We start from the raw sequence: 20658 nt of genomic DNA on the forward strand, positions 1-20658 counted from the left end.
GCAAGATACGCCGACGTGTGCTCAGCATCATTCTGCCCAACATGGTTCGCGTCGCAATCGCATGCGGCGCTACAGCAACCTGAAAGGGCTGGAAACGAATGAGCGACAAGGCGGTGATCACCTGCTCGCTGAACGGCGTGCTGACCGATCCGAAGCAGCACCATGTGCCGGTGACGCCGGAACAGATGGCCCGCGAGGCCAAGGCGGCTTACAACGCCGGCGCCGCGATCGTTCATATCCATCTGCGCGATCAGCGGCCCGACAAGGGCCATCTGCCGAGCTGGGACGTCGACGTGTCGCGCGAAATCCAGCAGGCGATTCGCGAGGCTTGCCCGGGCATCATCATCAATCACACCTCCGGCACCTCGGGGCCGAACTATCAGGGCCCGCTGGCCTGCATCCGCGAAACCAGGCCGGAAATCGCCGCCTGCAACGCCGGCTCGCTGAATTATCTCAAAGTGAAATCCGACAATAGCTGGGCTTGGCCGCCGATGATGTTCGACAATTCGGTCGAAAAGATCGCGGACTTCCTCGGCGCGATGAAGGACGCCGGGACCATCCCCGAATTCGAGTGCTTCGACGTCGGCATCGTCCGCTGCGTCGGCATGTATGTGCAGACCGGGATGTATTCCGGCCCGCTCGAATACAACTTCGTGATGGGCGTCGCCTCCGGCATGCCGGCCGACCCCGAACTGCTGCCGATCCTGCTCAAGCTGAAGCGACCCGAAGCGCATTGGCAGGTCACCGCGATCGGCCGCGCTGAAATCTGGCCGCTGCATCAGGCCTGCGCCGATCTCGGCGGCCATCTGCGCACCGGGCTCGAGGACACGTTCTATCTCGCCAACGGCGAGAAAGTGACCTCGAACGGCCAACTGATCGAAGAGATCGCCGGTTGTGCGCGGCGGGCCGGACGCGAAATCGCGAGCCCGGATGAGGCGAGGAAGATCTTCGGCGTGTTGAATTAGTCACGAGTCATTCCGGGGCGCCGCGCAGCGGCGAACCCGGAATCCCGAGATGTTCTGCGCGTAGCAGATTCCGGGTTCGCGAGCTGCGCTCGCGCCCCGGAATGACCAGGCGGACAGGCACTATCACCAAGCAGCCGGAAGAGCTGCCTCACATCCGAGGGAGTGAACCATGACCAGTCTTGAAGCGACCGGCGGCGTGCCGGGACCAGGGCGGATCGGCCGCGTGGCGATCGGCGACATCTTGCGCAAATCGGCGCGGCGGTTTCCGGACCGCGTCGCGCTGACCGATGGTGGCCGCAGCGTCACCTACACCGAGCTGGAACGCGATGCCAACCGCTTCGCCAACGCGCTGGTGGCGCGCGGACTGAAGCCGGGCGCCAAGATCTCGACCGTCTGCAACAACTCGATCGAGTTCGTCAAAGCGCTGTTCGGCATTCACCGCGCCGGCCTCGTTTGGGTACCGATCAACACCATGCTCGGCCCCGACGACATGGGCTACATCCTCGACCACGCTGGCGTGAAGGTCGCGGTGATCGACGACAATCTGTACGGCCAGCCGGACCGCCGCGCCGCGCTGGAAGCGCGCGGCATCGATCTCATCGCCATTAACTTGGCCGGCAAGGCCGCCGATACTGGGCTTCCGGTGTTCGATCAACTGATCGAAGGCCAGTCCGAGATCGAACCGGACGTCTCGTTCGACGATCGCGATCTTGCGATGATCATCTACACCTCGGGCACGACCTCGCGGCCGAAGGGCGCGATGCACTGCCATCTCGCGGTCACCATGGCGGTGATGAGCAACGCGATCGAGATGCAATTGTCGCGCAAGGACGGCATCACCGGGCAGTTTCCGCTGTTCCACTGCGCCGCCCATGTGCTGCTGCTGAGCTATTTGATCGTCGGCGGCCAGATGGCGATCATGCGCGGGTTCGATCCGGTCGCCTGCATGGAGGCGATCCAGCGCAACAAGCTCACCGTGTTTATCGGCCTACCGCTGATGTACCAGGTGATCCTCGATCATCCGCGGCGCAAGGAGTTCGATCTCTCCAGCTTGCGCTGCTGCATCTACACGATGGCGCCGATGCCGCGGCCGCTGCTCGAGCGTGCGATCGCCGAGCTGTGTCCGACCTTCGTGCAGCCCTCGGGGCAGACCGAGATGTATCCGGCAACGACGATGTCGCAGCCGGACCGCCAGCTCGCTCGCTTCGGCAACTACTGGGGCGAGTCGACGCTGGTCAACGAGACCGCGATCATGGACGATGCCGGCAATCTGTTGCCGGCCGGCGAGGTCGGCGAGATCGTGCATCGCGGCCCCAACGTGATGCTTGGCTACTACAAGGACCCCGAGGCGACCGAAGCTGCGCGAAAATTCGGCTGGCACCACACCGGCGATCTGGCGCTGATCGACGAGCACGGCGAGGTGCTGTTCCTCGACCGCAAGAAGGACATGATCAAGTCCGGCGGGGAGAACGTTGCTTCGATCAAGATCGAGGAGACGCTGCTGGCGCATCCGTCGGTGATGAACGCCGCGGTGGTCGGCCTGCCGCATCCGCAATGGGGCGAGGCGGTGTCCGGCTTCGTCAAGCTGAAGCCCGGCGCGTCCGCGACCGAGGCCGAGATCATTGAACATTGCAAGAAGCATCTCGGCGGCTTCCAGGTGCCGAAGCTGCTGCGCATCGTCGACGAGATGCCGATGACCGCGACCGGCAAGCTGCGCAAGGTCGAGCTGCGCAATCAGTTCACCGATCACTTCATGCTCGGTCAGACGGGGTGAGCACAGCGTTAGAGTTCGTCATTCCGGGATGCGCCGCGTCAGCGGCGCAGGCCCCAAATCCATACTCCCCGCGGTGATTATGGATTTCGGGCTCGCGCTTCGCGCGCCCCGGAATGACAGAAGTGAAGGCCGAGATTCCGGGTTCGCGACCTGCGGTCGCGCCCCGGAATGACCAACGAGGCGACGAGGTTCCAGAACGCAGCCGTTGATGGGCGCTCTGGATGACAAGGATAACGTGAATGGCAATCATCGAATCCACCGTAGCGCCGGGGAGTGAGGGCTTCAGGGCCAATCGCGACGGCATGCTGGCGCTGATCGAGCGGATGCGGATGCTGGAGGCGAGGGCGCGGACGCTGTCCGCAGGCTCGGCCGAGCGCTTCCACAAGCGCGGTCAGCTGCTGCCGCGCGAGCGCGTCGCGCTGGTGCTGGATCCTGGCACGCCGTTCCTCGAACTGTCGACGCTCGCCGGCTACATGTTCGACACCGCCAACGCCGACAAGAGCGTGCCCGGCGGCGGTGTGATCGGTGGCATCGGCTATGTTTCCGGCATCCGCTGCATGATCAGCGCCAACGATTCCGGCATCGACGCCGGCGCGCTGCAGCCGTTCGGTCTCGACAAGACGCTGCGGATTCAAGAACTGGCGCTGGAGAACAAGCTGCCGTTCGTGCAACTGGTCGAAAGTGCCGGCGCCAATCTCTTGCGTTACCGCGTCGAGGACTTCGTCCGCGGCGGCAACATCTTCCGCAATCTGGCGCGGATGTCCGCTGCCGGGCTGCCGGTGGTGACGGTGACGCACGGCTCGTCGACCGCGGGCGGGGCGTATCAGACCGGCCTGTCCGACTACATCGTGATGGTGCGCGGTCGGACGCGGGCATTTCTCGCAGGCCCGCCGCTGCTCAAGGCTGCCACCGGCGAGATCGCTACCGAGGAAGAACTCGGCGGCGCCGAGATGCATACCTCGATTTCCGGCCTCGGCGACTATCTCGCCGAAGACGACCGCGACGCGCTGCGGATCGCACGCGACATCATGGCCGGGTTGCCGTGGGACCGCTCCGGACCCGGGCCGGATCCGGCGAGCTATCACCCGCCGCTGTACGATCCCGAGGAACTGCTCGGCATCATGCCGATGGATCACAAGCGTCCGGTCGACATGCGCCAAGTGATCGCGCGGATCGTCGACGAGTCCGATTTCACCGAGATGTCGCCGAACTACGGTCCCGCCACCGTGGTTGGCCAGGCGCGGATCGCCGGCATGGCGATCGGCATCATCACCAATAACGGTCCGCTCGATCCGGCCGGCGCCAACAAGGCGACGCACTTCATCCAGGCGTGCTGCCAGTCGCGCACGCCGATCCTGTATCTCAACAACACCACCGGCTACATCGTTGGCCGCGCCTATGAAGAAGCCGGCATGATCAAGCATGGCTCGAAGATGATCCAGGCGGTGACCTCGGCCACCGTGCCGCAGATCACGATCTATTGCGGCGCCTCGTTCGGCGCCGGCAATTACGGCATGTGCGGCCGCGGCTTCCATCCGCGGTTCTGCTTCTCCTGGCCGAACGCCAAGACCGCGGTGATGGGCGGCGAGCAGGCCGCCGAAACCATGGCGATCGTCGCCGAAGCCGGCGCGGCGCGGAAGGGCGTGCCCGTCGATCGCGAGAAGCTCGATCAGATGAAGGCTGGCATCACCGCGGTGTTCAACGGCCAGATGGACGTATTCGCGACCTCGGCGCGGATGCTCGACGACGGCGTGATCGATCCGCGCGACACCCGCGCGGTGCTCGCCGAAGTGCTGGCGATCTGCCGCGAAAGCGAAGTGCGCGAGCCACAGCGCATGCAGTTCGCGGTGTCCCGGCCATGAGTGTGACCCGTATGTTGAAGCTGACGCCTTTCTCCAAGATCATGATCGCCAACCGCGGCGAGATCGCGCTGCGGGTGATGCGCAGTGCCCGCCGGCTCGGCTACGGCGTGGTTGCGGTGTATTCGGACGCCGACGCCGATGCCCCCCATGTCCGCGCTGCTGACGAAGCGGTGGCGATCGGTGGCGCGCAGCCGTCGCAATCGTACCTGAACATTCCTGCAATCATCGCGGCGGCGAAGACCGCCGGCGCCGATGCGGTGCATCCCGGCTACGGCTTCCTCGCCGAGAACGAGGACTTTGCCGCGGCGTGCCGCGATGCGGGGCTTGTCTTTATCGGACCGTCGGCGGAATCGATCGCCGCAATGGGCAACAAGGCCGGCGCCAAAGAGATCATGCTGAAGGCCGGCGTGCCGTGCGTGCCGGGCTATCAGGGCGAGGACCAGAGCGACGCTGCGATGGTCCGCGAAGCCGAGCGGATCGGCTTTCCGATCATGATCAAGGCGGTGGCGGGCGGCGGGGGCCGCGGCATGCGGCTGGTGAAGGATGCCGCCGCGCTGCCCGACGCGCTGCGCAGCGCGCGTTCGGAGGCGCAAAGTGCGTTCGGCGATCCGACCGTGATCCTGGAGCGCGCGATTCTGCAGCCGCGCCACATCGAGATCCAGGTGTTCGGCGATCGCTACGGGGCCGGCATTCATCTCGGCGAGCGTGACTGCTCGGTGCAGCGCCGGCACCAGAAGCTGATCGAGGAGGCACCGTCGCCGGCGGTGTCGGAAGCGTTGCGCGAGCAGATGGGCACCGTGGCGGTGAACGCCGTTAAGGCGATCGGTTACGAGGGCGCCGGCACGCTGGAGTTCCTGCTCGACGCCGAAGGCAACTTCTACTTCATGGAGATGAACACCCGGCTGCAGGTCGAGCATCCGGTGACCGAGGCGATCACCGGGCTTGATCTGGTCGAGCTGCAACTCCGGATCGCCGCCGGCGAGCCGCTGCCGCTGCGCCAGGACGACGTGACGTTCAAAGGCCACGCCATCGAGGTGCGGTTGTGTTCGGAGGATGCCGACCACGACTTCATGCCGCAGTCGGGCCGCATGGCGCTGTGGCGGATGCCGCCGGAGCTGCGCGTCGAGCACGCGCTGCAATCTGGCGCCGAGATCCCGCCGTACTACGACTCGATGATCGCCAAGGTAATTGCGGTCGGTGCCAGTCGCGACGAGGCGCGGCGCAAGTTGATCCATGGCCTCGACGGCACCATCGCATTCGGCGTCACCACCAATCGTGGCTTCCTGGCCGCCTGTTTGCGCCACAAGGCGTTCGTGGCCGGGGAGGCGACCACAGCGTTCATCGCGCAGCATCGCGATGAACTGGTCCGGTCGCTGCCGGACGATGTGGTGCCGGCAGCGGCGGTTGCCGCATTGCTGCTCTACGTCACCGATTCTTACGCGCCGCCGCATCGGCCCGGCCGCTCGCTCGCGGCAGTGTTTCCGACCCGGCTCAAGTTCGAACTCGACGGGGTGGAGCAGGCCTGCGAAGTGGTGCGTGAGCGCGACGGCAGCTACGTCGTCAGCCACGAGGGGCAATCGATCAGCTTCGTGATCGAGGAGCTGTCCGCTGGTAGAATCCGCTTCCAGGCGCAGGGGCTCGGCGAGTCAGCAGTCTTCCACCGTAATGGCGACCGGCTGTTCGTGCAGCGGCTCGGCGTGCAAAATAGCATCGTCGATCTCACCCGCGCGGCGCCGCAAAGCGCGGCGCGTGGCGGCGGCGACGGCAAGCTGCGCGCGGCGCTCAACGGCCGCGTCGTCGCGGTGCTGGTGAAGGCCGGTGACCGCGTCGAGGCGGGCCAGCCGGTACTGACTCTGGAAGCGATGAAGATGGAGCACGTGCACACGGCGCCTGGCTCTGGCATCATCACGATCGATGTCGCCGAAGGCGAGCAGGTCACCGCCGGCCGCATCGTCGCCGAGATCGAGGCGACGTCTTGAGCTTTGAGCACCCAACATGCCCCGTCATTGCGAGGAGCGAAGCGACGAAGCAATCCAGCGCCGTGCACGCCGCTGGATGCTTCGCTGCGCTCGCAATGACGAAGACCGAGGATAATGGACATGAGCAATGACGCCGTGATCATCGAGAAGCGCGATCAGGCGCTTTGGATCACCATCAATCGTCCCGACAAGCGCAACGCCATCAATGCCGGTGTGGTCGAGGGCATTACAAGCGGCTGGAAGCAGGCGCATGACGACGCCGAGGTGCGGGTGATCGTACTCACCGGCGCCGGAGACAAGGCGTTCTGCGCTGGCGCCGACTTGCAATCCACCGGGGCGGCGTTCTCGTTCGATTTCTCCAAGCCGAATGTCGACTACGCCGATCTGTTGCGATTGGCGCAGAACGCGACCAAGCCGTCGATCGCCCGCGTCAACGGCACCTGCATGGCCGGCGGCATGGGCCTGCTGTGCATGACCGACATGGCGGTCGCTGCCGACAACGTTGTGTTCGGCCTGCCGGAGGTGAAGGTCGGGGTGTTCCCGATGCAGGTGATGAGCCTGTTGCAGGACATCGCGCCGCGGCGTCTGATCGCCGAATGGTCGCTGACCGGCGAGCCGTTCGATGCGACGACGGCGCGAGAGGCCGGATTGCTCAACTACGTGGTGCCGGCGGCTGAGCTCGACGCCAAGGTCGACTGGCTTGCGAAGCGGCTCACCGACAAATCGCCGACTGCGATCCGCCGCGGCAAATACGCGATGCGCGCGATCGCCGCGATGTCGTTCGACGAGAGCATCGCCTACACCGAAAGCCAGATCGCGCTTTTGGCAATGACCGAGGATGCCAAGGAAGGCCTGAAGGCATTCGCCGAGAAGCGCAAACCGGTGTGGCCGGGGAAGTGACCGCCGCAGGCGGTCATTCCGGGGCGCGCGGAGCGCGAACCCGGAATCCCGAGGTTGTGGCGGCGAGATTCCGGGTTCGCTCACTTCGTGAGCGCCCCGGAATGACTCGTTGAGAGGACGACGACCTAACAGCCACGCCGCACCCAAGCGGCGGGCGCGAAGCGAGGGAGGAACGACGATGCTGGCATCCGAGATGATCCGGCGCGGCGCGGTATATCACGGGCCGAAGACGGCGGTGATGTTCGGCGATCAGCGCATGACCTTCACCGAGGTCGATCTGCTGTCGAACCGCATCGCCAACGTCTTCATCGACACCTTCAAGCTCGATGTCGGCAGCCGGGTCGGGATGCTGCTGAACAATTCGATCTACACGCTCCCGATCGATTTCGGCTTCGTCAAATCGAGGCTGTCGCGGGTGCCGCTGAACTCGCGGCTGTCGCTGGTCGAGCAGCAGCAGATGCTGGAAGGTGCCGGCGTCAACATCCTGATCCACGGCACCGACCTGACCGACCGCGCCCGAGAGCTGGCGCAGGCGATGCAGGGGCTCAAGCTGATCAGCATCGGCAGCGCGGACGCGGACGATCTGCTGCAGCTCGCCAAGGCCCAATCCGATGCGCCGCCGGCGCGGCGCTGCGAGCCGGACGACATCGTCATCACCATCTTCACGTCGGGCACCACCGGCAAACTCAAGGCCGTCGAGCACACCCAGGCGAGTTGGGCGGCGATGGCCACCAACGTGCTGATCAACATGGAGGTCGGCGAGGGCGACGTGATGCTGCACGCCGCCTCGATGATCCACGCCTCGGGCTGTTTCATCGTGCCGTATTGGCTGCGCGGCGGCGTTGCCGCGGTGCTGCCGGGCTTCACGCCGGCGAGCTACCTCGACGCGGTCGAGCGCTGGAAGCCGACCGCGCTCAATCTGGTGCCGACCATGATCGGCATGCTGCTCGATCATCCGGGCATCGAGCAGGCCGACTTTTCGAGCGTCAAGCGCATCATCTATGGTGCCTCGCCGATGCCGCGGCCGGTGATGCAGCGGGCGCTGAAACTGTGGGGCCCGCGGTTCGCGCAGTATTACGGCCAGTCGGAGGCGCCGATCTTCATCACCCATCTGACCCAGGCCGATCACGTCGGACCGAAGGCTGAGCAGCGGCTCGCGTCCTGCGGCCGACCGTCGATCGACTGCGAGGTCAAGCTGGTCGATGAAGCGGGCGACGAGGTCGCGCCGGGCGAGGCTGGTGAGATCGCGCTGCGCACGCCGTTCGCGATGAAGGGCTACTACAACGCGCCCGAGCTGAACGCGCAGATGTTTCTGCCCGACGGCTGGCTGCGCACCCGCGACGTCGGTCGCTTCGACGACGACGGCTATCTGTACCTGGTCGACCGCACCTCCGACATGATCGTCTCGGGCGGCTACAACGTCTATCCGCGCGAGGTCGAGGACGCGCTTGCGGCGCATCCGGCAGTGCGTGAGGTCGTGGTGGTCGGGCTGCCCGACGACAAATGGGGTGAGAGCGTCGCGGCCTTCGTGGCGCTGCGCGCCGGCGCGAGTGCCGGGGAAATCGAACTGATCGCTTTCGCGCGCGAGCGGGTAGCGAGCTACAAGGTGCCGAAGCAGGTGCGGTTCATCGACGAGGTGCCGAAGAGCCCGGTCGGCAAGCTGCTGCGCCGCGCGGTGCGCGATCCGTTCTGGCAGGGCCGCGAGCGCAAGATCTGAGAGTTAACAAACTCTGAACGCCGGGGCCGGCGGCTTTACCGGATATTATCGGCGGTTGTGGTTCGATCGGGCTATCGTTGTTCCCGATCGGAAAGACCGCAGCTTGACCGTTCCGGCGATCCATTTGACCGAGACCGCCGGCGCGCGCAGCTTCGTGCTGCCGCTGCTGGTCGGCACAGGCGTGCTCGTCTTCCTTCTGCTGTTCGGCGACAGCCTGCTGCAGGATTCCGACAGCTACTGGCAGATCGAAACCGGGCGCTGGATTCTGGCGCACGGCACGGTGCCGACGGTCGACAGCTTCTCATTCAGCAAGGCCGGCGAGCCCTGGCAGTCGAGCTCGTGGCTGGCGCAGGTGATCTTCGCGCTGGCGATGCAGGCCGGCTGGGCTGGGCCGGTGATCGTTACCGCGCTCGCGGTCGCGGCGGCGCTGGCGATGTTCACCGCCTATCTTGAGCGTTACGCCTCGGCATTGGTGACGGCGGCGCTGGCGCTCGCCGCGATGGTGCTGATCATGCCGCATGTGCTGGCGCGGCCGCACATGTTGGCGCTGCCGGTGATGGTGGCCTGGTTCATTGGCCTGATCGATGCCGCCGACCGGAAGGCCGCGCCGCCCTGGGCGCTGCTGCTGGTGATGGTGCTGTGGGCCAATCTGCACGGCGGCTTCGTGTTTGGACTGATGCTGATCGGCGCGGTGGGAGTGGAAGCGCTGCGCCAAGCCGAACCGCAACGGCGATTGTCGCTGGCGCTGCGCTGGGCCGCGTTCGGCCTCGCCGCCGTCGCCGCCTGTTGCGCCACGCCTTACGGCTTGGGCACGCTGCTGGCGGCCACCAAGATCCTCAGCCTCGGCGAAGTGCTGTCGACGCTCGGCGAGTGGGCATCGTCGGATTTCTCCAAATTCGGCACCTTCGAAGCCAGCCTGCTGGCGCTGCTCGGCATCGCCCTGGCGCGCGGGCTGACGCTGCCGTGGCCGCGGCTGCTGTTGGTGCTCGGCCTGGTGCATATGGCGCTCGCGCACGTCCGCAGCATTGAGCACTACGCGCTGCTGGTCCCGATGATCGCGGCGCGGCCGTGGGCGCTGCAGCTCGGGCTTGGGCGCAAGTCGGCCGAAGCAAAGCCTGATCTGGCACCGCCGGCTTGGGCCGGCGTCGTCGCGGTGATCGCGATCATCGCCGCCACGATCGCCGCGGCGCCGCGGCTGCATTATCGCTTCGACGAGCCCCAGGTGCCGGAGCGGGCACTGGCCGCCGTGCAGGCACACGGCGCCAAGCGGATCTTCAACGCTTACATCTTCGGCGGCTATCTGATCTCACGCCACGTGCCGGTGTTCATCGACGGCCGCGCCGAGCTGTATGGCGAGGCGCGGGTGATGGATATGATGCGCGCCACCGCGGGGCGCGATCCCGCCGCGCTGGACCGCATGCTCACCGGCAACGACATCGATGCGACGATGCTGCCGCCGAGCGCGGCCGCCGTGCGCCAGATGGACGAACGCCCGGGCTGGCGTCGGCTCTATGCCGACGATATCGCGGTGGTGCATGTACGCGATTAACTTTGTCATTGCGAGCGAAGCAATCCAGTTTCGAGTCCAGAGCTGGATTGCTTCGTCGCTTCGCTCCGCGCAATGACGAGAGGGTAGGCCGCAGTCTACAGATTACTCTCTGTGATCGCGCTGTACACCAGGGTCCGCAGTTCGCGGCGGATCGGGTAGGCGCTGGAGGGGATGAGCTGAGTCATGAAGATGGTGATCAGCTCTTCGGCCGGATCGATCCAGAACGCCGTCGAGGCGGCGCCGCCCCAATAGAATTCGCCGGCCGAGCCCGGGAGCAGTGTCTGCGCCGGATTCATGTTGACCGCGAAGCCGAGCCCGAAACCGATGCCGGCATTGGTGGCTTCGGAGAACATCGACAGCGACATCTGAGTGAGGTCGCGATTGCCGGGCAAATGATTGCTGGTCATTAGCTTCAGCGTCTTCGGTCCGATCAGCCGGGCGCCGCCGAGTTCGCCGCCGTTGAGCAGCGCACGGCAGAAGGTGAGATAGTCTGCGGTGGTCGAGATCAGGCCTCCGCCGCCGGAGATCAGCGCCGGGGGGCTCAGGAAGCTCGAGGTCGCCGGATCGTCCGACAGCGTCATGCCGCCCTTGCCGTCGGCAGTGTAGCAGGCGGCGAGCCGCTGCGCTTTGGCGGCCGGCACGTAGAAGTCGGTGTCGGTCATGCCGAGGGGGTCGAGGATGCGCTGCTTGACGAACTGTTCGAACGGCATGCCGCTGATTTTCTGTACGATGTAGCCGACGATGTCGGTCGACACCGAGTAATTCCAGGCGTCACCCGGCGAGAACTCCAGCGGGATCTGCGCCAGGTCGGCGATCCAGGAATCCAGCGTGCCGGCCTTCTCGAATGCGCCGATGCCTTTGTCGCGATAGGCGGCGTCGATATTGGTGCGATTCTGGAAGCCATAGGTCAGGCCTGAGGTGTGGCGCAGCAGGTCCACCACCTGCATCGGCCGCGCCGGCGGCTTGGTCAGGAAATACGGCGCGATGCCGGCCTGGAACACGCCGAGATTGGCCCATTGCGGAATGTACTTAACCACCGGATCGTCGAGCTGTACCCGGCCTTCCTCGAACAGCATCATCAATGCCACCGAGGTGATCGGCTTGGTCATCGAATAGATGCGGAAGATGGTGTCGTCGCGCACCGCGACTTTGCGTTCGACATCGGCGAAGCCGAGCGACGAATGGTACACGATCTGGCCGCGACGATACACCAGCGTCTGGGTGCCGGGCAGCTTGCCGGAATCGAGATACAGCCGCCGCAGATGATCGTCGATCCGGCGCAGCGCGGCCTCGGACATGCCGGCGCTGGCCGCCGATCCGATGGTCGGCGTCGAGGATTGGGCTGGTGCGGCTTGGCTCGGCATCGCTTCACTCCTGAAGATCGTGGATCGTCCGGTTGACGGTCCCGAATTCTGAGATGGTTCGCTCGGGCGCCCTTGATATCGGAAAACCGTGACGCGTTCTATCGGCGCCATGCGGCGCAAGATGCACCGGCGTCTGTCCGTCCATGCATGCCCGCCTTCCGTGGCGGTGCTTACCACGGCCGGAAGCATGGTGTACCGTCGCCGCCTCTCCAACGACCATTGAGCGGGACATGCCTCAATTCGACGAGACCGACCTCACCGAGGCGGTCGTCAAGAGCTTCGACGAAACACCCGATCCGCGCATGAAGCTGTTGATGCGCGAGCTGGTGCGCTCGCTGCACGACTACGTCCGCCGCACCGGCCTGACCTTCGAGGAATGGGAGAAGGCGATCGATTTCCTCACCCGCACGGGGCAGAAATGCACGCCGAGCCGGCAGGAATTCATCCTGCTGTCGGACGTGCTCGGGGTCTCGATGTTGGTCGATGCCGTCAATCACCGCGACCGCGCCGGCGCGACGCAGACGACGGTGCTCGGCCCATTCTACGTCGGCGAGCACAAACCGACGCCGCATGGCGCCGACATCTCCGAAGGCGTCGATGGTGAGCCGATGTATGTCACGGCCCGTGTCACCGACCTCGACGGCGCGCCGATCGTGAACGCGGCGGTCGATGTCTGGCATGCCGACGACGACGGCTTCTACGATTCTCAGAAACCCGGCTATGCCGAGCAGGGCCCGTCGCTGCGAGCGCGGTTCGCGACCGACGCGGACGGCCGGGTGGCGTTCCGCACCATCCTGCCGTGCAGCTACCCGATCCCGATCGACGGCCCGGTCGGTGACCTGATCCTGGCGGCCCGCCGGCACCCGATGCGGCCGGCGCACGTGCATTTTCTGGTCAGCGCCCCTGGCTTCGAGCCGCTGGTCACCCATGTTTTCATTGAAGGTGATAAATATCTCGAGTCCGACGTCGTCTTCGGGGTCAAGGACGAGCTGATTTCGAACGTTGAATTGCGCAACGATGCGGTGATGCCCGACGGGCGCGAAGCCTCGGGACCGTGGCATTTGATGACCTACGAGTTCCGGCTGAAGCCGGGCCAAGGCGCCGCGCCGCGGCCGATGATGGCCAGCACGGCGTGATCGTGATGGGAGTGGATGGTGACTGGGGACATGCGCAGATTCGGCCGGATGGGGCCGAAGCTTGCGCCGATCGGGCAGGGCACCTGGTATATCGACCAGGGTGACCGCGTATCGGCGCTCGCCGCGCTGCGGCGCGGCCTCGATCTCGGCCTGACGCACATCGATACGGCCGAGATGTATGGCGACGCCGAGCCGCTGGTCGCTGAGGCGATTGCCGGCCGGCGCGACGAAGTATTCTTGGTTTCGAAAGTGTTACCGAGCAACGCGTCCCGTCGAGGCACCATTGCGGCCTGCGAGCGCTCGCTGGCGCGGCTCCGCACCGATCGGCTCGACTGCTATCTGCTGCATTGGCGTGGGCATTATCAGCTCAGCGAGACGGTCGCGGCGTTCGAGGAGCTAGTCGCCGCCGGCAAGATCCTGTCCTGGGGCGTCAGCAATTTCGACGCCGGCGACCTGCGCGAGCTGCACCGGATCGCCGGCGACGGCAAGATCGCCTGCAATCAGGTGCTGTATCACCTGCTCGAACGGGCGATCGAGCACACAGTTATTCCGTGGTGCGAGGCTAACGGTGTCGCGGTGACGGCGTATTCGCCGTTCGGTCACGACGAATTCCCGGCGCCGCGTAGCGCGGCGGGCCGGCTGCTGCAGAGCATCGCCGGCGCCCATGGCGCGACGCCGCGGCAGGTGGCGCTGGCGTTTCTGACCCGGCGGCCGTCGGTGTTTGCGATTCCGAAGGCCGGCAATCCGTCCCACGCGGCGGACAATGCGGCGGCACTCGCGCTACGGCTCAGCGAGGAGGAGATCGACGCAATCGATCAGGCCTGTCCGCTCGGGCCGGAGCCCGCCAGCCTGCCGATGCTGTGAGTGCAAAGCGCGGGCAGGGCGAAACACGCCGACTGCGCATGCACTTTCTGGACCTGCCGCATGACCGAGTCCCGATTTCGGCACTTGTCCTAGTGCGCCGAACATCGTTTTGTCGGATTGTTAGTTGAAGGGGACCTCCGCCTGCGGACGCGTCCCGCCTCCTGCCATCTCCAAAGCGTTATCGAGCCTTGACCGTCACCTCGCCAAGCAACGACGCCGTGCGCCGGCTCACACACCGTCATGCCGACCATCCGCTGCGCGGCATCGCGCTGATCGTCGGCTCGACGGTGTTTCTCGCCTGCTCGGATACGCTGGCGAAGTATCTCGGCCGGACGCTGCCGCCGATCGAGATCGGCTGGATCCGGTTTCTGGTGTTCCTGCTGATCATGATCCCGGTGGCGCTCGCCTCCAAGGAGTCCCCGCTGCGCTCGGTGCGGCCGAAGCTGCAGGTGCTGCGGGCGCTGGCGCTGGTGTCGTCCTCGGTGCTGTTCATCACCAGTTTGCAATTCCTGCCGATCGCTGAAGCCTCGGCGACGTCGTTCGTGGCGCCGCTGTTCGTCACCGCGCTGTCGATCCCGCTGCTCGGCGAGCACGTCGGCGTCCGGCGCTGGATCGCGACGCTGGTCGGCCTCGTCGGTGTGCTGATCGTGATCAGGCCCGGCTCGGCGGCTTTCGACCCCGCCGTGCTGTTGCCGATCCTGTCGGCATTCGTATGGGCGTTGACGCTCACCTTGACGCGGATGATCAGCGGCGCCGATCGCGCCGTGGTCACGATGTCGTTCTCGGCGCTGGTCGGCTTCATCACGCTCAGCGCGCTAGTGCCGTTCGTCTGGGTGACGCCGAGCTGGCAGGATATCGGCATCGGACTGCTGGTCGGGCTCGCCTCGACCATGGGACAGTGGGTGGTGGTGCTGGCCTATCGCTATGCTGACGCCTCGGTGCTGGCGCCGTTCACCTACAGCCAGCTCGTCTGGGTGGCGTTTCTCGGTTTCGGCGTGTTCGGCGAGGTGCCGGACGTCTGGACCTTTGCCGGCGCCGCGGTGATCATCGGCAGTGGGATTTACACCGCGCAGCGTGAGCGGCTGCGCCGCAAGCAGCAGGAATTGCCGTCGGAGCCGTATCCGAGCCCGTGAGCTAACCGCGCTCGAATGACGGCGTGTACCACTTTTCGTTGTCGCTGCGTCCTGGTTACACGTAAAAATATTCCAGCGATGATGAGTAGCGGACGTGGCGCGGCGTTCGGCCGCTACGGCTGCGGTGAATTCGGCGATCGCTTTAAGCTTTAGGCAAAACCACGATGCCAGAGTGAGAAGCGAAAGCAGGTTCCAATCGCAGATGGCCGAACTTCCTTCCGCACCGGATGCCCACACGTGGGGAATGATCACCCTTGCCGCCGTGCTGTGTGCGCTGGGCGTGGTCGCAGCCTATGGCGGGCTGCGCAGCATCCGGGTCAGCGAGGGCAAGGGTCGTCGGCACTGGATCATCGCGACCTGCTTTGCATCGCTCAGCGCAGTTGCGGCCGTTGTGGCGTTGGTGCTGCTGGCAGCCTCGGATGCGCCGCTCGCGCCGACCATCGCACTGGTGCTGATGATCGGCTCGGTGATCGCCACCACCGGCTTTGCCAGCCTGGCGGTGTGGCTGAGTTCGATCGCAGGCCGCCGCACCCAACTGACCTTGGCCGAACGCGACATGGTGCTGGACGCGATCCTCAACGATGCGGCGCGCGGCTTCTGCCTGTTCGACGCCGTGGGGCGGCTGCAGCTCTGGAACGAAGCCTTTCTGGATATCTATGGAATTCCGCCCGGACGTGAGATCGCCGGCCACAGTCTGCGCCGCACGCTGGCGGTGATGCAGAATTCCGGCAACTTCGTCAGCGACAAGCGGCAACTGATCGAACTCGGTGCCGCGCTCGCCTCGGGCGGTCCGGCCAGCCTAGTCGCGGAGCTGCGCGACGGCCGCCATATCCGGATCGATCTCCGGCGTCTGCCGAACGGCGGCTGGATCGCCAAGCACAGCGATGTCACCGATCACAAACAGGCCGAGCAGCGCTTCGCCTATCTGGCGCTGCACGACGTCGCCACCGGTCTGCCGAACCGCGCCGCATTCAACGATCGCATCGTGCAGAGCGTCGAGCAGGCTCGCCGCTTCGACGGCAGCTTCGCGGTGATCCGGCTCGGCATCGATCGCTTCAAAGAGATCAACGACGTGTTCGGCCAGGCGGTCGGAGACGCGGTGCTGGCCGAAATGGCCCGCCGTCTCGCCGACACCTGCCATTGGGGCTTCCTGGCGCGGCCCGGCGGCGACGAATTCTCGATCGTCACGCCGCCCGATGCTGCGGCCGACTCGATCCAGGACGTCTGCCGGCAACTGACCGAACTGTGCGACACCGAGTTCGAGGTCGACGGCCATCGCGTCCGTGTGGGGGCGACCGCTGGTGTCAGCGTCTATCCGCGCGACGGCGATGACGCCGACACACTGATTGCCCATGCGGACGTCGCACTGTATCGCGCTAAGACCGAGCAGCGCGGCACGGTGTGTCTGTTCGAGCCGGCGATGGATCTGCAGATCCGCGAAAAGCGCGCCCTGCAGCGTGAGCTTGCGGTGGCGCTGGAGCAACGGCAGTTCGAAATCCACTACCAGCCGCAGGCCAGTACATCCGGCGAGATCGTCGGCTTCGAAGCGCTGCTGCGCTGGCGCCATCCGGTACGCGGCATGGTGTCGCCGGCGCTGTTCGTGCCGCTCGCGGAAGAGACCGGCCAGATCGGTCCGATCGACGAATGGGTGCTGCGCAGCGTCTGCGCCGAAGCGGCGTCCTGGGCCAAGCCGCTGGCGATCGCGGTCAACTTCTCGCCGCTCGACTTCCGCCGCTTCGATGTGCCGGCGCTGATCCTACAGATTTTGCTTGAGACTGGACTGGAGGCGTCGCGCCTCGAGATCGAAATCACCGAAGGCGTGCTGATCGATGATTTCGCCGGCGCGATCGCGATCCTGCGCAAGATCAAGAATCTCGGCGTGCGCGTCGCGATGGATGATTTCGGCGCCGGCTACTCGTCGCTGTCGTATCTGCAGTCGTTTCCGTTCGACAAGATCAAGATCGATCAGGCCTTCACCCGCAAGCTCGAGACCAATCCGGAATCGGCCGCGATCGTCGAAGCGATCCTCAGCCTGGCGCGGACGCTGAAACTGCCGGTGATCGCCGAGGGCGTCGAGACTGAAAAGCAGCTCGCGTTTCTGGCTCAAGCCGGCTGCGACGAGGTGCAGGGCTATCTGATCGGCAGGCCGCAGCCGATAGCGCATTACCGCGATCTGACCACCGGCGAAACGGTTGCAGCGGCACCGTTGGCGCAAGCCGTTTGATGCTGCGCCGCAGCAGGATCATCATTATTTCCGCGCGGTGGTAGAAGATCTTTCCTGGGCACGCCCCACACGCGCAATTGTGCGAGGATGCCTTGCTCCGCTCGGTCCGGTGATTTTATATGCCGTTCCCGCATATGGCGGTGGTCGATTTTTCGGACCGTTCGCACCGAGGCGAGGGCCTCGCGCGACGGCGCCGATCCAGATCACACTCACCACCAACCACCCGCGATTAAGCAAGAGGTTCCGATGGTCAACCGCATGCAGTTCTACATCGATGGCGCCTGGGTCGATCCCGTCGTCAAGAAGTCGACGCCGGTCGTCAATCCCGCCACCGAAGAGGCGATGTATGAGGTTGCGCTCGGCTCCAAGGCCGACGTCGACAAGGCAGTCGCCGCCGCCAAGCGCGCGTTCGAGACGTTCTCGGTGACCAGCCGCGAAGAGCGTATCGCGCTGCTGGAGAAGGTGGTCGCGATCTACAAGAGCCGGATGAAGGAAATCGGCGCTGCGATCTCCGACGAGATGGGCGCGCCGCTGCCGATGGCCGAGAAGATGCAGGCCGGCGCCGGCCTCGGCCACATCATGTCGACGCTCGACGTGCTGAAGAACTATCAGTTCGAGGAGCCGCTCGGCTCGGCGATGATCGTGCGTGAGCCGATCGGCGTCGTCGGCATGATCACGCCGTGGAACTGGCCGCTCAATCAGATCGCCTGCAAGGTTGCGCCGGCGATTGCGGCCGGCTGCACCATGGTGCTGAAGCCGAGCGAATTCACCCCGACCTCGGCGCTGCTGTTCGCCGAAATCCTGCACGAAGCCGGCGTGCCGAAGGGCGTGTTCAACCTCGTCAACGGCCTCGGCCCGGAGGTCGGCGCGGCGATGAGTGAACATCCCGACATCGACATGATCTCGTTCACCGGCTCGACCCGCGCCGGCATCGACGTCGCCCAGCGCGCTGCGCCGACGGTGAAGCGCGTCAGCCAGGAACTTGGCGGCAAGTCGCCGAACGTCATCCTTGAGGATGCCGACCTGACCAAGGCGGTGACCGGCGGCGTGATGCACATGTTCAACAACTCCGGCCAGTCGTGCAACGCGCCGAGCCGGATGATCGTGCCGCTGTCGAAGATGAAGGAGGTCGCGGCGATCGCCAAGGGCGTCGCCGAGAAGACCAAGGCCGGCGATCCGCGCGGCGAAGGCACCACCATCGGTCCGGTCGTCAACCGCATCCAGTGGGACAAGATCCAGACGCTGATCAACAAGGGCATCGAAGAGGGCGCCACCCTGGTCGCCGGCGGTCCCGGCCTGCCGGAAGGCGTCAACAAGGGCTTCTATGTGCGCCCGACGGTGTTCGCCGACGTCACCAAGGACATGACCATCGCGCGCGAAGAAATCTTCGGGCCGGTGCTGGTGATCATGGGCGCCAAGGACGAAAACGAAGCGGTCGAACTTGCCAACGACACGCCGTATGGTCTGGCCGGCTATGTCTCGGCAGGCTCGGTTGATCGCGCCCGCGCGGTCGGCCGCAAGATCCGCGCCGGCAACGTCAACCTGCAGGGCGTGCCCAACGAACGCACCGCGCCGTTCGGCGGCTACAAGCAGTCGGGCAACGGCCGCGAGTGGGGCAAGTTCGGTCTCGAAGAATATCTCGAGGTCAAGGCGATCGCCGGCTTCAACGCCGCGTAACTGCAACCGCGCGATGCCGGGGCTGTCCGGTTCCGGCATCGCCGCGGGGTTAATGATTAATACGCTCGTGCATTGATCCAGGTTCGAGCGCCTGCCATTGCTTCTCCAATGGCCGTGACGCTACGAACCGACACCATTCATTTCGGCGCGCTCGACAGTTGGCGTGGCCTGTGCGCGATCCTGGTCGCGCTGTTTCATCTCGGTGTGCTCGGCCACATCCACGACGTTCCGCTGATCAGAAACGCGTTTCTGTTCGTCGACTTCTTCTTCGTGCTCAGCGGTTTTGTGATCACCCACGCGTATCTCGGGCGCCTCAACACGGGCTCTGAGTTCACGGCCTTCGCGATCAAGCGGCTGGGGCGGATCTGGCCTTTGCACGTCGTCGTGCTGGCGGCGTTCGTGCTGGCTGAAGCCGTCAATTTCGCGCTGGCAATGGCGATCGGCTTCAAGACCGGACATGCGCCGTTCGCCGCAGAAGGATATCGACCGCTGGCCGCGATCCCGGCGCAATTGCTGCTGCTGCAGGCGGTGAATGTCTCGGACAAGCTCACGTGGAACTTCCCAAGCTGGAGCATCGGGGCCGAATACTGGACCTATCTCGTCTTCGGCCTGATCGCGCTCGCCATGCCGCGGTGGCGGACGTTTGTGCTGGGTGCGGTCGGGCTGCTCGCGGCGGCGGTCGTGGCATCGTTTTCAAAGCACGGCATCGAAACCACCTACGACTTCGGATTGTTTCGCTGTCTGTACGGCTTCACGGTGGGCCATCTGACCTATCTGATCTACCGGACTGCGAAGGCTGCGCCGAGCCAGCGTTTCGGCACAGCGATCGAGGTCGGCATGGTCGCATTGATCTGCGGTTTCGTCGTTGCCGCCGGAAGAGGGCCGCTGTCGCTGGCTGCGCCTCTGCTGTTCGGCTTGACCGTGCTTATCTTTGCTTACGAGCGCGGCCTGGTCTCGCGCATGTTGAAGTGGCCGGTGTTCGTCAAGCTCGGCGAGCTGTCGTATTCGATCTACATGGTCCACGCTTTCGTGGCTTTGATGATCATGACCGCTGCGACGATCGGGCAGAAATTGATCGGGCGCCCCTTGCTCGTGGAACAGATCCACGACGGCGAACCGGTGAAGGTGATTGCCAACCTGAACGTCTACGTGCTGGACGCGATCTTCGTGGCCTACATCGGGATCGTCATCGGCCTCTCGGCGCTGACCAGACGGCTGGTCGAAATCCCCGGCCAACGTTTGTTCGGCCGTTGGGCCCAGAAGGCAGCTTCGGCACCTCGACCGGCCGCAGCTCCACTGGGACCGGTGTCACAGCAACCTTAGGGACGGACACGCCGGTGCTGCGAAGGGACCGCCGCGCCGTCGATGGTGCGGTCCGGTATTCGTCCGAGTAGTTGGTTCATCTTACCGTCGTTAAAAGGAGCTTAAGTGCCGCGGCTCCGGGGCGATCGACTCGCCCGAACGAGGGCGAAGGATCCGATGAACACGCTGCTTTCCGTCTCCCATCGACGCCA

At 65.2% G+C, this 20658-nt stretch carries 14 protein-coding genes; 13 read left to right on the forward strand and 1 reads right to left on the reverse strand.

Annotation, left to right across the window (positions count from 1 at the left end; genetic code table 11):
• The first annotated feature begins 98 nt into the window (after positions 1-98).
• The 7 genes from HZF03_RS10700 (at position 99) to HZF03_RS10730 (ending at position 10746) form a co-directional block, all read left to right on the forward strand.
• Positions 99-965, forward strand: coding sequence for a beta-keto acid cleavage family enzyme (locus tag HZF03_RS10700; RefSeq protein ID WP_119018797.1), 867 nt, complete (start codon positions 99-101; stop codon positions 963-965).
• A 169-nt stretch (positions 966-1134) separates the two neighbouring features.
• Complete coding sequence (locus tag HZF03_RS10705; protein ID WP_119018796.1) at positions 1135-2739, forward strand: AMP-binding protein; 1605 nt, start codon at positions 1135-1137, stop codon at positions 2737-2739.
• A 239-nt stretch (positions 2740-2978) separates the two neighbouring features.
• Positions 2979-4601: an acyl-CoA carboxylase subunit beta gene (locus HZF03_RS10710; RefSeq protein WP_119018795.1), complete on the forward strand. Its 1623-nt coding sequence runs from the start codon at positions 2979-2981 to the stop codon at positions 4599-4601.
• Positions 4598-6580, forward strand: coding sequence for an acetyl/propionyl/methylcrotonyl-CoA carboxylase subunit alpha (locus HZF03_RS10715; RefSeq protein WP_165858138.1), 1983 nt, complete (start codon positions 4598-4600; stop codon positions 6578-6580). The genes HZF03_RS10710 and HZF03_RS10715 overlap by 4 nt, the downstream gene beginning before the upstream one ends.
• Positions 6581-6700: 120 nt before the next feature.
• Positions 6701-7480: an enoyl-CoA hydratase/isomerase family protein gene (locus HZF03_RS10720; RefSeq protein ID WP_119018834.1), complete on the forward strand. Its 780-nt coding sequence runs from the start codon at positions 6701-6703 to the stop codon at positions 7478-7480.
• Between the two features lie 178 nt (positions 7481-7658).
• Positions 7659-9197 carry an AMP-binding protein gene (locus HZF03_RS10725; protein ID WP_119018793.1) on the forward strand — a complete coding sequence of 513 codons (1539 nt, stop codon included), beginning with the start codon at positions 7659-7661 and terminating at the stop codon, positions 9195-9197.
• A 103-nt stretch (positions 9198-9300) separates the two neighbouring features.
• Complete coding sequence (locus HZF03_RS10730) at positions 9301-10746, forward strand: hypothetical protein (RefSeq protein WP_119018792.1); 1446 nt, start codon at positions 9301-9303, stop codon at positions 10744-10746.
• Positions 10747-10841: 95 nt separating this feature from the next.
• On the opposite strand, the gene HZF03_RS10735 is transcribed toward HZF03_RS10730, so the two are convergent.
• Entirely contained in the window at positions 10842-12110 is a 1269-nt protein-coding gene (locus HZF03_RS10735; protein ID WP_119018791.1) for a serine hydrolase domain-containing protein, read from the reverse strand.
• A 230-nt stretch (positions 12111-12340) separates the two neighbouring features.
• Here HZF03_RS10735 and HZF03_RS10740 point away from each other — a divergent pair, with 230 nt between their 5' ends.
• The 6 genes from HZF03_RS10740 (at position 12341) to HZF03_RS10765 (ending at position 20467) form a co-directional block, all read left to right on the forward strand.
• Positions 12341-13246, forward strand: a complete 906-nt coding sequence (locus HZF03_RS10740) for an intradiol ring-cleavage dioxygenase (RefSeq protein WP_119018790.1) — start codon at positions 12341-12343, stop codon at positions 13244-13246.
• Between the two features lie 30 nt (positions 13247-13276).
• Complete coding sequence (locus HZF03_RS10745) at positions 13277-14110, forward strand: aldo/keto reductase (RefSeq protein ID WP_179906301.1); 834 nt, start codon at positions 13277-13279, stop codon at positions 14108-14110.
• A gap of 188 nt (positions 14111-14298) precedes the next feature.
• Entirely contained in the window at positions 14299-15243 is a 945-nt protein-coding gene (locus HZF03_RS10750) for a DMT family transporter (RefSeq protein WP_119018789.1), read from the forward strand.
• Positions 15244-15487: 244 nt separating this feature from the next.
• The gene (locus tag HZF03_RS10755; RefSeq protein ID WP_234832260.1) at positions 15488-17467 is read left to right on the forward strand and encodes a putative bifunctional diguanylate cyclase/phosphodiesterase; all 1980 of its coding nucleotides are present in this window, start codon (positions 15488-15490) and stop codon (positions 17465-17467) included.
• Between the two features lie 246 nt (positions 17468-17713).
• The gene (locus HZF03_RS10760; RefSeq protein ID WP_011157708.1) at positions 17714-19144 is read left to right on the forward strand and encodes an aldehyde dehydrogenase family protein; all 1431 of its coding nucleotides are present in this window, start codon (positions 17714-17716) and stop codon (positions 19142-19144) included.
• A 108-nt stretch (positions 19145-19252) separates the two neighbouring features.
• Positions 19253-20467, forward strand: a complete 1215-nt coding sequence (locus HZF03_RS10765) for an acyltransferase family protein (RefSeq protein ID WP_119018787.1) — start codon at positions 19253-19255, stop codon at positions 20465-20467.
• Positions 20468-20658 lie beyond the last annotated feature (191 nt).

It is taken from the genome of Rhodopseudomonas palustris (assembly GCF_013415845.1).
Taxonomy (GTDB): domain Bacteria; phylum Pseudomonadota; class Alphaproteobacteria; order Rhizobiales; family Xanthobacteraceae; genus Rhodopseudomonas; species Rhodopseudomonas palustris_F.

Bases quoted from the DNA above. Each gene is read 5' to 3' on its own strand.
- HZF03_RS10700 (WP_119018797.1), top strand. From the start codon at position 99: ATGAGCGACAAGGCGGTGATCACCTGCTCGCTGAACGGCGTGCTGACC.
- HZF03_RS10705 (WP_119018796.1), top strand. From the start codon at position 1,135: ATGACCAGTCTTGAAGCGACCGGCGGCGTGCCGGGACCAGGGCGGATC.
- HZF03_RS10710 (WP_119018795.1), top strand. From the start codon at position 2,979: ATGGCAATCATCGAATCCACCGTAGCGCCGGGGAGTGAGGGCTTCAGG.
- HZF03_RS10715 (WP_165858138.1), top strand. From the start codon at position 4,598: ATGAGTGTGACCCGTATGTTGAAGCTGACGCCTTTCTCCAAGATCATG.
- HZF03_RS10720 (WP_119018834.1), top strand. From the start codon at position 6,701: ATGAGCAATGACGCCGTGATCATCGAGAAGCGCGATCAGGCGCTTTGG.
- HZF03_RS10725 (WP_119018793.1), top strand. From the start codon at position 7,659: ATGCTGGCATCCGAGATGATCCGGCGCGGCGCGGTATATCACGGGCCG.
- HZF03_RS10735 (WP_119018791.1), bottom strand. From the start codon at position 12,110: ATGCCGAGCCAAGCCGCACCAGCCCAATCCTCGACGCCGACCATCGGA.
- HZF03_RS10740 (WP_119018790.1), top strand. From the start codon at position 12,341: ATGCCTCAATTCGACGAGACCGACCTCACCGAGGCGGTCGTCAAGAGC.
- HZF03_RS10745 (WP_179906301.1), top strand. From the start codon at position 13,277: ATGCGCAGATTCGGCCGGATGGGGCCGAAGCTTGCGCCGATCGGGCAG.
- HZF03_RS10755 (WP_234832260.1), top strand. From the start codon at position 15,488: ATGATCACCCTTGCCGCCGTGCTGTGTGCGCTGGGCGTGGTCGCAGCC.
- HZF03_RS10760 (WP_011157708.1), top strand. From the start codon at position 17,714: ATGGTCAACCGCATGCAGTTCTACATCGATGGCGCCTGGGTCGATCCC.
- HZF03_RS10765 (WP_119018787.1), top strand. From the start codon at position 19,253: ATGGCCGTGACGCTACGAACCGACACCATTCATTTCGGCGCGCTCGAC.